The 15,496-nt window shown below is 39.0% G+C and carries 9 protein-coding genes; 5 read left to right on the top strand and 4 right to left on the bottom strand.

The features are described from left to right. Positions 1 to 58 precede the first annotated feature (58 nt). Together EPI11_RS14750 and EPI11_RS14745 are read left to right on the top strand one after the other, a co-directional pair. Positions 59 to 946, top strand: a complete 888-nt coding sequence (locus tag EPI11_RS14750; protein WP_128390746.1) for an SIR2 family protein — start codon at positions 59 to 61, stop codon at positions 944 to 946. Positions 947 to 1,079: 133 nt separating this feature from the next. Then, positions 1,080 to 1,646: a dihydrofolate reductase family protein gene (locus tag EPI11_RS14745; RefSeq protein WP_128390745.1), complete on the top strand. Its 567-nt coding sequence runs from the start codon at positions 1,080 to 1,082 to the stop codon at positions 1,644 to 1,646. 53 nt (positions 1,647 to 1,699) lie between these two features. Here the strand turns inward: EPI11_RS14745 and EPI11_RS14740 are convergent, their stop codons facing one another. After that, entirely contained in the window at positions 1,700 to 3,028 is a 1,329-nt protein-coding gene (locus EPI11_RS14740; protein WP_128390744.1) for a hypothetical protein, read from the bottom strand. Between the two features lie 223 nt (positions 3,029 to 3,251). Between EPI11_RS14740 and EPI11_RS14735 the strand changes: the two genes are divergently transcribed. Further along, positions 3,252 to 3,836, top strand: coding sequence for a GrpB family protein (locus EPI11_RS14735; RefSeq protein ID WP_128390743.1), 585 nt, complete (start codon positions 3,252 to 3,254; stop codon positions 3,834 to 3,836). A gap of 2 nt (positions 3,837 to 3,838) precedes the next feature. On the opposite strand, the gene pbpC is transcribed toward EPI11_RS14735, so the two are convergent. The 3 genes from pbpC to EPI11_RS14720 form a co-directional block, all read right to left on the bottom strand. After that, entirely contained in the window at positions 3,839 to 6,247 is a 2,409-nt protein-coding gene (gene pbpC, locus EPI11_RS14730; RefSeq protein ID WP_128390742.1) for a penicillin-binding protein 1C, read from the bottom strand. A gap of 131 nt (positions 6,248 to 6,378) precedes the next feature. Further along, positions 6,379 to 11,889: an alpha-2-macroglobulin family protein gene (locus EPI11_RS14725; RefSeq protein WP_128390741.1), complete on the bottom strand. Its 5,511-nt coding sequence runs from the start codon at positions 11,887 to 11,889 to the stop codon at positions 6,379 to 6,381. Positions 11,890 to 12,045: 156 nt separating this feature from the next. Continuing rightward, entirely contained in the window at positions 12,046 to 12,489 is a 444-nt protein-coding gene (locus EPI11_RS14720) for a nucleoside deaminase (RefSeq protein WP_128390740.1), read from the bottom strand. Between the two features lie 178 nt (positions 12,490 to 12,667). On the opposite strand from EPI11_RS14720, the gene EPI11_RS14715 reads away from it, so the two are divergent. Beyond that, the gene (locus EPI11_RS14715) at positions 12,668 to 14,437 is read left to right on the top strand and encodes a 1-deoxy-D-xylulose-5-phosphate synthase (RefSeq protein ID WP_128390739.1); all 1,770 of its coding nucleotides are present in this window, start codon (positions 12,668 to 12,670) and stop codon (positions 14,435 to 14,437) included. Positions 14,438 to 14,480: 43 nt separating this feature from the next. Continuing rightward, positions 14,481 to 15,431: a DUF3078 domain-containing protein gene (locus EPI11_RS14710; protein WP_128390738.1), complete on the top strand. Its 951-nt coding sequence runs from the start codon at positions 14,481 to 14,483 to the stop codon at positions 15,429 to 15,431. Positions 15,432 to 15,496 lie beyond the last annotated feature (65 nt).

Genomic DNA, 15,496 nt, shown 5'->3' with positions numbered 1-15,496 from the left:
TTTCAAGTAGCCGTATATCTCCTTAAAAATACTTAAGTTTACTCTTCTTAAAAGAGTTATGAATCAAAAAGTGTTACTGGTAGGCAATGACATTAATAACGCGTCAGGATCGTATTCCTGGAGCGACCTTATTAACAGGCTTCTTGATTTCACCAAAACAGACAGAGGCATCAATAAATTAAACAAGCCGTTCCCATTATTATATGAGGAAATCTATCTACGATCGGCTGCCGAATTTGGCACTTCCGAAAGCCTTATTAAAAAATTCATTGCTTCGGAGACCGAACGCTTAAAGCCAAATCAATTACACACAGCAATTCTTGATCTGGGTATTGAGAACCTACTCACCACCAATTATGATCTCTCTTTTGAAAAAGCATCGGGTACCGACCTGAAAAAATGTAAAAATCAGGGGATGATAAAAGAGAATACCTATAATCTTTTTAGGTATCACAAAACCGACAAGCATAAAATATGGCACATCCACGGCAGTGAAACCAACCCGAAGTCAATTACATTGGGCTATGAACATTACAGTGGTTATTTGCAACAAATGCGCAACTATACTGCATCAGGAACTATTGGCACCTACAAAGCTAAAGATTTTCACTCACTCATAAGACGAATAAAAGAAAACACAGTACTGGACGAAAGCTGGGTTGATTTTTTCTTTACAAAAGACATTTATATTTTTGGCCTTAACCTAGATTTTGTAGAGCTGCATTTGTGGTGGCTATTTACATTTAGAGCCAGAGCTAAGGCAGAAAACCGCTGCGCCGTAACCAACCGTATCGTTTATTTTTATCCCGAAGAAAAGGAAAAAGAATCGGCACATAAGCTGGAAATGTTTAAAGCTGTGGGCATAGAGACAATTGCAGAAAAATCGCCAGCTGGCAATAAGATGCAATACTACCTCAACATTATAAACAGGATTAAAAAAGAGTAAATTTATCTTTTTCTATATATCCAAAGAAATAAAAGAAGTTTTTTTGTCCTGATCACCCCCTTTGGTTGTCACACATACCACTATACTTTCACATTAACTTTCGTAGCTTTACTATATTACTAAAAACATAGCAATGAGAAAGTTAACTGTTTTTAATTTTATCAGTCTTAATGGTTATTACAAAGGATCGGATAATGATATTAGCTGGCACAGACATGGCGCCGAAGAAGATGCTTTCTCTGCCGATTCACTAAAAGCAGATAACATACTGCTCTTTGGCCGTATAACCTATGAGATGATGGCGTTTTGGTGGCCTTCGCCGATGGCTGCCGAAGCCTATCCAGAAGTGGCTAAGGGAATGAATAGTGCGGAGAAAATAGTGTTTTCTACCATTATCGAAAAGCCGAAATGGAATAATACTACCGTTATACATAGTGATATTGTAAACCGTATACGCCAGATGAAACAACAACCGGGCAAGAACATGACAATTTTAGGCAGTGGCTCTATTGTTTCACAATTTGCCGAAGCAGGATTAATTGACGAATACCTCATCATGATAGATCCAATTGCATTAACTGGCGGAACGCCCATATTTAACGGGTTAAAAAGCAATCTCAGTCTTACCTTAACCGATAGCAAAGTTTTTAAAAGCGGTGTAGTGTTATTATCATATAAAATCGCATCTAATGCTACTTAAACAAAAGAGATTTTGTTGGCTTTTCCGATTTACTTTGTTATGTTTTTTTCAGTTTAATTCACTTTAACGCATTGTAAAACAGAATCATACTTTATTTTCTTTGTATCATAAAAAAAACATTCCACCATATCTTCGTTCGTTATTTTTATTTTACTCGGAAAATAGGTTCCTGAGAGGCCGGAATCTATTTTCTTAACAAATACTAAATCAGAATTATAAACTGAATAACACCAATTTCTCTCTTTATTTTGTGAAAGCACCACAATAGTCCCGTTAGATAACACTACCATTTTTCCTGTATCGATTTTATCAAACAATTCAATTTCGATATTTTTCTTAGTGACAAAATTGACATTAGTTTTTGTTAAATACATTTCTTTTCCACCAAAAAAATTTGTGGCCAAAAAAATATTCTCAGTTAAAGAATTAGCATAAAACCCATTAATATTTACCACATTGTGATTATTATAACCTCCCTCAAAATATTTAAAATCTTCCTGGTCTTCAAGTGTTTTACCATTAAATCTATAAATATGTGTTTCGTTTTTCAAATTTTTCAAATCGGTTTGATCAAAATTAGATGCAGAAAAATAGTATGTTGAACCTACTTTTGAAATCTCCGATACATCAATTCTGCCACCGCCACCATAATCAGAGATTATCTTAGAAACGGGATCTAATATTTTGGGGAAATAGCCTTCTTTATAATGAAATTTGTTCAGGTCAACAGTAATGATTTCAAGCTTCTCGTCTCTTGTAATTGATCTGCCTGGCTCTTCAGAAGCGACTAAAACATGAATCCTCTCTTCTTCAAAAATGAAATCTTTCAGATAACAGGAATAGTCGTTTTTAATATCATAGACTGTTCCGTACTGTTCCAGATTCAATACTACAATCATTGGTTGCCATTCGCTTACATAATGATCATCTAAATTCAAACGCCCTAATTCACTGCATCCCAGTATGAATTTTTCAAGCTTTGAATTATAACTGATTACTTGTGTTCGATGAGCATCACCTATCTTTAATATTTTAAAATTTTTATCCGTTGAAATTAAAATATAATGGTCATCATAAAATCCGATTGAAAGATCTATCGCTTTGTTAATAATAGGATCCCTTTTCTTTTCATCTTCTTCCAGTGCTTTTATTCGTCCCACAAACATATGATTACCACGTTCATCAGCCGCTCCATCATGTATTGTCAACGAAAATCCTTTAAAATAAAAAGGATTTTCTTTAATTGCTGCATCCAAAATTCGAGGTTTAGATGCTTCTGTCTTGATTCGTGAGGATGTAGTTTTTGTTTTAGATGCTGGTTTTTGTTGAGCTAATGCCGGTAATCCCACCAACCATACTGCAAGAATGAAATATTTTATCATGTTTTTTTACGGTTTATTTCCACAAATTAATTCTTTAGGATACAAAAAAATATTTCAGGAATTCCCTTTTTGTTCTACAATTCGATTTTAATAATTTAAAATGGAGTACAATAATATAAAATAAAACTTACAAATAAAACTTAAACAGCGTCATCATATAAACCGGAAGCTAATGATTAATTTTCAATTGTAAGTAGTACCTTCGCCCTCCTAAAAAAATCACATGTCGAAGAACCTTAACGAAATGACCGCCGAAGAGATCGCGAAGGCATTTCCTGTCGAACTTTCATCATATGACAAAGAATGGCCAAAAATATTTGAAGCCGAAAAAGAACGTATTATTGGAGCTTTAGGTAGTGACCTTATACGTATAGAGCATTTTGGGAGTACTTCAGTTCCGGGGATCATAGCAAAAAACACTATTGATATTTTAGCTGAATTTACTCCTGATGAAACAAGAATGAGCAGTATCATCGAGCGAATGAAAACCCTCGAATACAACTATATGTGGCAGGAAGATGGCGAACCGCCTTACGGCTTTTTTGCTAAAGGTTTTTCCGGCTCAGGCATCAAAGACCAAACCTATTTTATCCATACCGCTGCAGCCAATCATAAACTATGGGACCGACTTTATTTTAGGGATTACCTGAGAGAATACCCTAGTGTTGCTGCCGAGTATGAAGCATTAAAAATACAGCTTGCCGAAAAGTTTAAATACAACAGGGTAGGTTACCGCATTGCAAAAACCGACTTTGTAGTTGCTGCGACCGAAAAGGCAAAAGCTTACTATATTACAAAGCAAGAGTAAACCTATTCACTCACAATTTCAATTTTCCGCCTGATCTCATTCCCTGATTCATCGGTAACGGTAAGAATATATTTCCCGGTTTTGGCTTCTACCTGCATTTCATGAAATGTTTTGGTTTCACCAAGGTATTTATCGCCCAGATACCAGAACAATTTAGCATTAGGTGAACTATGTGCCGCTTTGAGCACAAACGGTTGTATAACCCCGTTAAAATCTTTCGCAAGGTATATTTTACCGGTCTCTTTAGGATAAATAAAGTCCATAGATCCGGATGTTACTCCCTGACAGTCGGCTCTAAATGGAGGTAACGGCATATAATCCATATGTAGGCTTTTATAATACCATTCCATTACCGGAGGCAGTACAAACCATGTTTTCGTAATCATATTGTCTACACTTTCGCAACTGCTGTTAACCTGGTACTGCCCTGTTGGATCGAGATGTATGGTTTTGTGGTATGGGCACATACTGGTTTTGCTCCTACTTAAAGGAATCCATTGTTTTACAACCGGACAATGGTCGCCAGCCAAATGACCACTTAATGCGCAAACATCGGCTTCTTCCAGATCGTTGAACGGAGCTGCAAACCATTTGGTTCTTGGCAGTAGATTAAAAACATCAAAAAGTATGGGAGCAGCACTACCTACACCTGTAAGCGATGGTCTGCCCTCACCAGAAGCATTTCCTACCCAAACGCCTACTACATATTTAGAACTTGTGCCAATAGCCCAACCGTCACGTCCTCCAAAGCTAGTACCCGTTTTCCACGCAATTTCTAAGGATGAATCATAAAAACGCCAGGCTTCATCACCCTGAGGACGATTCACCTCTTTCATCGCATTATAAGTAAGCCATATCGATCCTGCACCTAGTTGTGGTTTATTAAAAATATCTTTACCATAATCATTTTCATGATCGTGATCCCAATTCAGTTCAGCAAATTCGCCCGTTCTATACTTCGCCTGATGCGCATTAAAATAATTAAGCGTTCCGCTCAACCCTGCATAGGTTCGACAGAGATCCCACAAGTTCGATTCGGCACCACCCAAAATAAGTGATAACCCGTAATGGTTGGGATGCTTGTTGATATCCCTTAATTTAAAATGCTTTAACTGATCGTAAAATCGGTACACTCCATACTCCTTAAGCATCAATACCGATGGTATATTCAGCGAACGCGACAAGGCACGCTGAGCCGGAACAGCTCCATCATAGGTCAGTTCATAATTCTTAGGACTGTAGCCTGCTATCTGCGTAGGCACATCGGCAACCAAAGTATTTGGCAGTATCTCTCCGGCATCGAGCATGGCTGCAAACAAAAAAGGTTTTAAGATGCTCCCCGTACTTCTGGGAGCAGGTATAATATCCACATCTTTTTGGTGCGCCATATCGGTTGGAGAATTACCAACATAAGCAACAATATTGCGGGTTTGCACATCAATAACCAGAATAGCAAGATTGTGCACCTCTGTTTGTTTGTAATCCTGATAGTAACGGGCAGCAATTTGGTTTACCCTTGCCTGCAATCCGTTTTTAACAGTAGTTTTTATACGCTGGCCTTCTTTCGTCTTTGCTATGTTTTGTAGCAGGTGTGGCGCAGCCTGAGGCAGGTTAAAAGGTTTATTAGGCAAATCTTCCTGAAGGGAAAGTTCATACGTCGTCTGATCGATGATCTTCTCTTCAAACAATTTCTTTAAAAGACGGTTTCGTTTTGCTAAAAGGTGTTGTTGGTTTTTACCCGGATAGATAAGGCTTGGCGCATTAGGCAATACTGCCAAGGTTGCCGTTTCCGCCCACGACAATTGATGCGGCTGAACGCCAAAGTAACGCCAGGAAGCCATTTCCAACCCTACCACATTGCCTCCATAAGGAGCATGAGCAGCGTAAAGTCCTAAAATAGCATCTTTACTATGACGAAATTCCAGACGGGTAGCAAGTACCATTTCGATGAATTTCTCAAAATAACTTCTCTTTTTGCCTTCGCGGGATAAGCGTATTACCTGCTGCGTAAGCGTACTCCCTCCGCGCACAACTTTGCCCGCTTTATAGTTTTGTCGAACCGCATTTACAATTGCAACCGGATTAAACCCCGGATGGCTGTAAAAATGCTGATCTTCAAAATGTACAATGCATTCTCGGAATTTATAAGGTACGCTGTCCTGTTCCGGAAAACGCCACTGGCCATCACGGGCGATGCGAGCACCAAGCAGTTCACCTTCACTGCTTTCTATTACTGTAGAATAAGGTTCACTAAAAAGGGTTCGCGGTAAACAGAAATAATATCCAATAAGCAAGAGCAACGCTATGGCAGACTTGATCTTGTTGGCTTTTATCCAGTGGAATATACGTTCCAGCAAGGTTTTAAAAACCCTGTAAGTATTCTTTAAAAACGCTCTGAATTTATTTTTCATGATTGTGCTTCCTGATCTTATGTATTAAAACAAAAGAAACAAGATTCAAGGGTGTTATAGTCACCTTAAATATTCTGTATATAAACACCTGCAAAACTAATTAACCTTGCAGGTGTTTTAAAAAATCTAAATTATCGCACTACTCTAACCCACTGCCCTTGGGTACGTGCAAAGAACGAGTTATCATACATGGCTTCACACTGTACACCCGGCAGGTAATAGCTACCCGGATAAGATGCGTTTAGCAGAACCCTAAATGTTTTGGTCTCATTCGCTTTAAGTGGGAAGTAGAAGTTGGTCCTGTCATCCCTTATATCTGTATAGTCTACATTGTTTTCTGCAAAGCTTCCAAAATCGGTAAACCTTGTATTTACAATTTCCCATCCTGACGGAATGATCTGTGTAAGCGCCACATTCTCTACATATTCATTTTTGGTATTCTGAATCGTTACTTCGGCTATAAACTCGGTACCCTGTCTAAGTTCTGAAGGATTAATAACATTACCAGATCTGTCTTTAAATGTAATACCAGTTGCCAGTCCGCGTTCTGCCGTTTGCTCTTCACCAACAGGAAGTATACCACTGTAAACTACTTTTACATACAGTGTCGATTTTTTGTTGTTCTTGATCGAAACGGTATTATTTCCGTTTATCTGAAGAACCCTGTCTGCAAACGTTTTGGCTGTATTAATAGTCTGCGTCTTACCTTTATTCGTATAGGTAACATCGATTCCTTTTGAGCCATTCACCTGAGCAAATTTAGACATCGCATACAAACAGTAAGCCGATGTTTGTGTACTCATCCATTCTCCTGAAGACATTTGCTTTGCCAGTTTATTTGCTAACGTAAACGCCTTTTCCTTTTGACCTAACACAATAAGCGTTTCCAGCGCCATAGCTCTGTTACGTTCCGGTGAACCATAATAGTAATAGCCGTACTCATTATTTTCGGCATCAAGACTACTCTGGTTGAGCAATTGCTGACCTACCGTTTTTTGGCCAGCCAATGCATAAGCAGCAGCCAGTCTTAATTTAGATTCGTTAGACAATCCCGGAGTTTCTCTTAATCTGTTCATCGATGAAAGATCCGGTGCGCCTGCCAATGCCAGTGTATACAAACGATATGCCTGAGCAAAATCGTTCCTGTAGCCACTATTATAACGCCACTGTCTTGCTGTTTTTTGCTGGTATTGCAGCCATTGCCTTTTTGAATTTAATGGTAATGCATATCCTTTTTTCTCCGCTTCTATAAAGAAGTGCCCCACATAGCTCGATCCCCAGTCATCAGGAGTGTTATTACCCGGCCAGTAAGCAAATCCTCCATCTGCTACTTGGTATTGGGATAACTTCTGGATTCCTGCCGTAACGTTTACCTGTATTTTTTGCTTTCTCGAAAGATCAATATCAGCAATATCAGCCAGATACAACTGCGGGAATACACCCGATGTTACCTGCTCTAAACAGCCGTGAGGATATTGTATTAAATAATCCAGCCTGCGGTTAAAGTCTATAGACGGGAATGAAGAAACTTCCAGCCTTGCCACATTACTGCCTGCTACACCAAAAGAAGCCCAGTTTATCGTTCCTGTTTTACCAGGTTCTAATACCAGTTCCTTATAATTTTGGGTTACCGGATTTGGATTCGTGATATCTAACTCTACATCATAGCTGGCTTTTTCTTTACCGGATGTTGCCGTAACCGTCACTTTACCAATACCGGTTACATCACTTACTTCAAGATCAAAATAAGCGATCTTCTCATCAGGACGAGCAAAACTCACCGACTGCGTTGATGCTCCAATTACCTTAATTCCGTTATTCGTTTTTACCTGTAACGTTACATTCTTGATTTGGTTCTCCATTGCAAAAATGGTTACCGGAAGAGTTACTTTTTCTTTAGAGGTTATCTTTCTAGGTAACGATGCTAACAGCATTAACGGACTTCTTACCGGGGTTGTTTTTTCGGCACTGCCATAAGCACCTAAATCGGTATTTGCTGCAACAACCATAGTACGAACAGACCCTACATATTTAGGCAGTTTAATCTCATGTATCCTTGTTTCTCCTTTTCCTACTGTAAACGGACCCAAGAACACAACCACCGGTTTAAAGCGATTGGCTTTTTTAGCCTGTCCTCCGCCAAGATCGGCATCACCACCGATACTGAATACTTGGTTTACCTTACCTCCATAAGCACCTATAACATCGTCATAGATATCCCATGTTTTTACACCCAATGCTTCTTTAGCAAAGAAACTATCCCAGGCATTTGGTGTTTTAAATCGGGTAAGATCAAGTAGCCCGTCATCTACAATTGCCAGTGTATAAGTCATCGGTTTGCCCGATTTCTCATTTACTTTTATTGTAGTTTTCTGCTCAGGCCTCAATACGGCAGGCATAACTATCTGAGGCTGCAGAATCGTATTCTTATCTACAACTTCAATAGGAATGATACCATACAAACGTATAGGCGAATCATTTAACGTAGTCGCGTGTGGTTGTATTAGTGTAATATGTATGTACACATTAGGCGCCATTTTTGCCGTTATCGGAATATCGATCTGGGTTTCACCTTTTTTAGTTTGTGCCCAGTACGTCTGCACTACTTTAGATCCGTTCTCTAGTGAAATTAAAGCACGGCCTCCTTCGCTGGAAGGGAATGATATTGTTGCTTTTTCGCCTACGGCATATTTCTCTTTATTTGCACTAAACATAAGCATAGCAGCATCCTGACCTCCGTTATTACGGGTACGCCCTGACCAGTATGGATAATCTATAAGCACTGTTTCTCCTGCAGAGTGTCCGCCCTGAATATCAGTGACACGCACCAGGTACCTGCCCCACTGATCTTCACCCGTTGCAAAGCTGAATGATGCTTTACCTGCCGCGTTTGTAGTTACATGTTGTGTATAAAATGGGGTATTGGTCATGGCTGAGCTGTACGATGATGCTCCATTATTGGATTGATCCCACCACCAGCGCCAGTCTACCTTATATACTTTTACTTCCAGTGTTCGGGATGCTTTAGGCTGTCCTTTTTCATTTACCGTAGCAAGATCAAAACGGTTAGCTTTACCTGTTTCCAGCATACCATATTTATTACCTTCAGGTCTTTTTACACCCACATAAGTATCATAAGGCGAATAAGAAGCTGTAACCACATCGGTACTAAAATCGCCTCCTTTTTCGTAAGCCTTAGTAATAATTGCGGTTTTAAGCATACCCGGTGCACGCGATTGCAGTTTTGGCTGAAGCGTAACTACAGCAGCACCGTTATCATCTGTTTTCCCCGAGAACATATTTACCTCTTCACTGCTAAAATCCTGTGCAGGGTCATCAAAAACATAGTTTAAATATCCTTTAAATGTAGTTGTCTGTTTAAGGAACTTGGCCTGCATCTCTACCTTAAGGTCTTTCGCTATAGCTCCGTGAAGCCACATTACCTGTACTGTTCCTGTATTTTTGGCAGTCGCCGAAATGGTTTTACCATCAAAGCTGTTTTTTATTTTGAGCCTGTTTGGCTTAATCGTTTCTATTTTGATTCCCTTGTAAAAATGCGCTCCACCAATAGACACTTTAGCCTCCCAGTTTCCTGTAATAGCTGCTGCCTGTGTAGGTACAATAAATTTAAAGTGGTTTTTCTGGTTGTAGGTTTGTACTGCCTCAAATACCATTTTACCATTAGGGTCGCTCAATCTTAATTTCACAGGGTGCGTTGCCGGTAGTTTAGCCGCTTTATCGTTAAGGATGAACCCTAAGAATAAGGTGTCACCAGGACGCCACACTCCTCTTTCTCCATAAATATACCCTTTAAGCCCTTTTACCAACTGAGTACCATCTACATCGAAACTGCTCACTGATTTAGAATTACCATCATACAGCTTAACATAGGTAGTATTGTTGTCTTTTTTAATGATCGCAAAAAAGCCGCCTTTACCAGTTGTAAAACTTACTGTTCCTTCGGCTCCTGTTACTGCCGATCCCAATTTTTGACGTTGGAAATTATAAATTTCAATTTTAGCTCCAACTACAGGAGCTGTAGTTGTAATACTGGTTACAGCAAAGAAATAATTGTTGTTAACTCCTCTTTTGGCAATAACACCCAGGTCGCTTGCTAAAACATTAGTCGCGATTTTCCTGTCATAAAAATAAGAGCTGCTACACGCGTTTTCTCTTTGATCCCAATCGTAATTGTATGGGTAATAATCGTAGTCTTCATATTCAGAATAGTCCTGTTCTTCTTCTTCATCCTCATCTTCTTCCGGTTCATCTGCAGTTTGCTGTACATTAGATGCTTCATCACATTTATAAAGCGAATATGCTTTTTTAATCGACATCTCTACTCTGTAAATAGCACCCGGTTCTGGTATAATTAATGTAGACAAATCAAGCGCATAAGCATTCCATTTGCCATAATTCAGCAGCTTGTCACTATTAAGTACCAGTTTCTTTTTAGCAACCGGCAATGCTACATTTCGCATGCTGTAACCACCATTCAGTTCGTTTTGCTGTAAAAACTGCATCACATTATTTTCGAATACACGGTATACCTTAACATCTACATTACTAAGGTTTACGGCTTCGAAATTGATCTTAAGATTACTCGATGCCGGGAGAATCGTTCCGCTTTTTATAAAACGAACTTCCGGTCTCATTTGTTCAAAAAGTACTTTTTCAGAATGTGTTTTCTTAGTCTTATAGCCATCAATACTTTCTATTCCCTGAAAGACCTCTACCATAAAATTACCGTTAATCGGCTCTGCAAAGAACACTTTTAGCAGGTTTCCATCTACAGCATACCTAAGGTTTTGTACACTTTCTACAGCAACAAGACCTGAAAAATCCTGATCTTTTCTAAGAGGGTCAGAGAAATTGATCAATAACGTTTGGTTATCTCTCATTTCTGCCGAAAGGCTGATCACTTTAAAATTATCTTTCCCCGGAATTTCAAAATCCATCGAATCCTGCTTATCGATCCCTACGGAGTTTCCATTCCAATGAATTGTTATAATACCGTTCTTAACTTTTCTGTTTATTTTATCTACTATAAAATGGAATTCGGTAGCAGTACCTGCAATGTCGTCAAAACGAATACTCAATGGTTTACCATCCTGCTCTGCCGTAACAATTTTTCGGGCAGTAGCGATATCCATCTGGTCGCTGGTTTTAAGTGTACAATTAAGAAACTGCGAATCTCTGTTATACGATTGCAGATCCTGAGTAGTAACTAAAAAGTCCTGCTTTATGGTTTTTATCCTAAACTTAAAATCGTTTAAAGTGTTAGGTACTTTTATAAATTTAGAGAGGTGTAGTGTTACACGGTACTCTGTATCTTCATCCAGTTTTTTTGCCGGACGGAAAGCAATCGTATTATCCGCAAGGAACACCACTTTACCATCTACCGATGGCGAAATGCTAAAATAATCCTCATCCAATTCCTGGTTCACCTGCCATTCTTTTTTAGTAAAGGCAAGCCCTACCTGAATGTCGGCCTTTGTTGAAATGATACCCGAAGAAAAGCTGGTAATATATTCCCTATACAGGGTATAGTCTGAATCGAAATCTTTCCCGGACTCTTTAGAACAGGAAGGTAACAGCGAAGCGATAACTGCAAAGAACAGGATCAGTCTAAGGGTTTTCATAAGGTTTGGCCGTGTTAAGGTTAAAAAATTAATTATGTGTTTATATTTTCACGCTATAACTGATAATATCTTTCAATTATTGCAGTGAAACCAATGTATATTTAAACTATTTTAAAAATACGCAAAAAAGCCAACAACACGTTGGCTTTCAAAATATTACTTTCTTCTTTTTTTGAAAAATTCTTTCACTAAAACAGAACATTCTTCACCCAGAATACCGCTTACAACTTCTGTCTTTGGGTGCAGCTTTGTACCCATTACCCTGTAGCCTCTATGATCATCGGAAGCTCCAAAAACTACTTTAGATACCTGACTCCAGTACAAGGCCCCGGCACACATCTGGCAAGGTTCGAGTGTTACATAAAGCGTACAGCCAGTAAGATACTTGCCGCCAATAAAATTTGCCGCTGCCGTTATGGCCTGCATTTCAGCATGAGCGGTAACATCATGCAATAATTCTGTAAGATTATGGGTTTTTGCGATTACCCTGTTATCTATAACAACAAGTGCTCCTACGGGTATTTCTCCTTTATCAAATGCTGTCTCTGCCTCCTGCAGCGCCTTCTTCATAAAATACTCGTCGGTAAAGATGTTTTCCATGCCGACAAAAATACGATTATGATTACAAATTGATTATCAAGAAAATCATAAATTATAACAAGAAAAGTTATATGCATAGCCCTTTCGGGACGATTAAGATAAGTCATGTGCCAATACTAAAAAGGAATGACAACGGTATAAGTAATATATTGTAAATTTGCTGCTCGCAATAATGATAATGAAAGGCAATTTACTTGACAATATAAACGACCCAAAACAACTTAGAACACTAAGACCCGAACAGCTGCCTCAACTGGCTGCCGAACTGCGCCGTTTTATTATCGACGTGGTCTCTGTTAAAGAAGGGCACCTTGGCGCCAGTCTTGGCGTAGTAGAACTTACCATTGCACTGCATTATATATTCAACACTCCCGATGATCAATTGGTTTGGGATGTAGGCCATCAGGCATACGGGCACAAAATACTCACCGGGCGTAAAGATAATTTTGACACCAATCGTCAATTGGGCGGTATTAGCGGTTTTCCTAACCGAAGAGAAAGTGAGTATGACACGTTTGGCACCGGGCACTCCAGTACCTCAATTTCTGCAGCATTAGGAATGGCAATAGCCTCACAATTAAAAGGCGACACAAACAAAAATCATATTGCTGTTATAGGCGATGCTTCTATAGCATCAGGTATGGCATTTGAAGGTTTAAACCATGCCGGTGTTACCGACGCCAACCTACTTGTGATACTTAACGACAATGCTATAGGTATAGATCCAAGCGTAGGTGCACTTAAGCACTACCTCACTCAGGTTAAAGAAGGTAAGAATCCGCCGCAAAATAACATGATCAAATCCTTGAATTTTGATTATAGTGGTCCTATTGATGGTCACGATCTGCCTACATTACTAAAAGAACTCGAACGCCTTAAAAATAAAAAAGGACCTCGTTTCCTTCATATCATTACAACAAAAGGCAAGGGTTTACGCCAAGCCGAAGAAGATCAGGTTAAATACCATGCTCCAGGAAAATTTGATAAAATTACCGGAGAAGTTTTGGCTATAGCCGATGAAAATCTTCCGCCTAAATACCAGGATGTTTTCGGGATTACGTTGGTTGAACTTGCCAAAAAAAATAATAAAATTATAGGCATCACTCCTGCTATGCCATCGGGCAGTTCCATGAAATTCATGATGGAAGCTTTCCCCAAAAGAGCACTGGATGTAGGTATTGCCGAACAGCATGCTGTTACTCTGGCCGCCGGAATGGCGACACAGGGAATGGTAGTGTACTGTAACATATACTCAACCTTTTTACAACGTGCTTACGACCAGGTTATTCATGATGTAGCATTACAAAACCTGCCTGTTATTTTCTGCTTAGACAGGGGTGGACTTGTAGGAGAAGATGGTGCAACCCATCATGGTGTTTTTGATATCGCTTACCTTAACTGCATTCCTAATCTTATTATCTATGCTCCTTTAAACGAAATTGCCCTTCGCAATATCCTTTATACGGCACAATTAGGACTGAAGCATCCTATCGCAATTCGCTATCCGAGAGGCAGAGGTGAAAACACCAACTGGCGAAAACCATTTGAAGTTATCGAAATCGGTAAAGCACAACAATTATCTACAGGATCTAAAGTTGCAGTACTCTCTACCGGAACTATAGGTAACAATGTTATAAAAGCATTGACTCAAATTGATAATGCCGATTTATTTTCGCATTATGATTTTGCCTTTATTAAGCCATTAGATGAAGTTTTACTGCATGAAATCTTTACTAAACACAAAGAAATCATCACAATTGAAGACGGAACTGTTATTGGGGGTTTTGGCGGCAGCATTTCTGCTTTTGCCACAAAACACAATTACATACTGAAAATAAACACTTTAGGAATCCCTGATACTTTTATTGAACACGGGACGGTAATCCAGCTACAACATTACTGCGGCATAGACGTTAATAGTCTTAAAGATATTTTTTCGGGATACTGAAAAAATGCCGACTTTTGCAAAAAATTTCCAAAAAACTGTTAGAATGAAATTGAGAGCCTTATTTATGGCATCGCTGTTTATTGCCTTTACCCAAGTATCAAAAGCACAAGTAATAGTAACCACTACCCTTCCTGACTCCATTACCTATTGGGAAAAAACAAACAGAGTGGGATTTGACATTAACCAGATCGCGTTTGTAAACTGGAGCGTAGGTGGTAATAACTCGGTTGCCGGTCTTGTAAAAGGTGCTTTTATAAGAAGATATACAAAAGGAAACATGGACTGGAACAATGAACTTATCCTGAAATACGGACTTAACAGGCAGGAAGGCCAGTCAACCCGAAAAACAGATGACCAGGTAGAGTTAAACTCAACCTTTGGTTACCGAAATGATACTGTATCTCATTGGTATTATAGTGCTAAATTTAACTTTAAGACTCAGTTCTCTAATGGTTATTCTTATCCAAATACTGTAAATGAGATCTCAGGACCTTTCTCTCCGGCCTATATCTTTCTAGGGGTTGGTACAGAATACATTCGTAAAGACCTTGGATTCAACGCTTATTTCTCTCCATTAACGAATAAAACTACTTTGGTTTTAAATAACACGCTAGCCGATCAGGGTGCATTTGGGGTAGATGCAGCAATTAAAGATGAAAACGGAAACATCTTAAGACATGGTAAAAACTCAAGAACAGAGGTAGGTATATTAATAACCAATCAGTTTAAAAGACAGATATTCACCAATATTATGCTCGACAACCGCGTAACACTTTATACCGATTATCTTAACAACTTTGGAAATGTAGATGTAGACTGGCAATTGCAGCTTGACCTTACCGTTAACGAGTATGTAAAAGCAAACATTGGCATGCATATGATCTATGACGATGATATTAAATCGAAAAGAGAAGTTGCCGGCGTTCAGCTTACTGAAGGTCCGAAAATACAGCTTAAGCAAATGATTGGTGTAGGACTTAGCTATACTTTCTAGTTTGATTATTGGTTTGAAAAATCCATACAACATGAAAAAAGGAACAATCTTCAATTTAGATTCTT

It is taken from the genome of Flavobacterium cerinum, assembly GCF_004028155.1.
Classification (GTDB): domain Bacteria; phylum Bacteroidota; class Bacteroidia; order Flavobacteriales; family Flavobacteriaceae; genus Flavobacterium; species Flavobacterium cerinum.
Note: the sequence above shows the minus strand (reverse complement) of the source record. Positions and strands in the feature narration are given on the sequence as shown.

What these genes read in the sequence shown, in the direction of transcription:
- EPI11_RS14715 (WP_128390739.1), top strand. Translation starts at nt 12,668, where the DNA reads ATGAAAGGCAATTTACTTGACAATATAAACGACCCAAAACAACTTAGA.
- EPI11_RS14740 (WP_128390744.1), bottom strand. Translation starts at nt 3,028, where the DNA reads ATGATAAAATATTTCATTCTTGCAGTATGGTTGGTGGGATTACCGGCA.
- EPI11_RS14750 (WP_128390746.1), top strand. Translation starts at nt 59, where the DNA reads ATGAATCAAAAAGTGTTACTGGTAGGCAATGACATTAATAACGCGTCA.
- EPI11_RS14720 (WP_128390740.1), bottom strand. Translation starts at nt 12,489, where the DNA reads ATGGAAAACATCTTTACCGACGAGTATTTTATGAAGAAGGCGCTGCAG.
- EPI11_RS14735 (WP_128390743.1), top strand. Translation starts at nt 3,252, where the DNA reads ATGTCGAAGAACCTTAACGAAATGACCGCCGAAGAGATCGCGAAGGCA.
- EPI11_RS14725 (WP_128390741.1), bottom strand. Translation starts at nt 11,889, where the DNA reads ATGAAAACCCTTAGACTGATCCTGTTCTTTGCAGTTATCGCTTCGCTG.
- EPI11_RS14710 (WP_128390738.1), top strand. Translation starts at nt 14,481, where the DNA reads ATGAAATTGAGAGCCTTATTTATGGCATCGCTGTTTATTGCCTTTACC.
- pbpC (WP_128390742.1), bottom strand. Translation starts at nt 6,247, where the DNA reads ATGAAAAATAAATTCAGAGCGTTTTTAAAGAATACTTACAGGGTTTTT.
- EPI11_RS14745 (WP_128390745.1), top strand. Translation starts at nt 1,080, where the DNA reads ATGAGAAAGTTAACTGTTTTTAATTTTATCAGTCTTAATGGTTATTAC.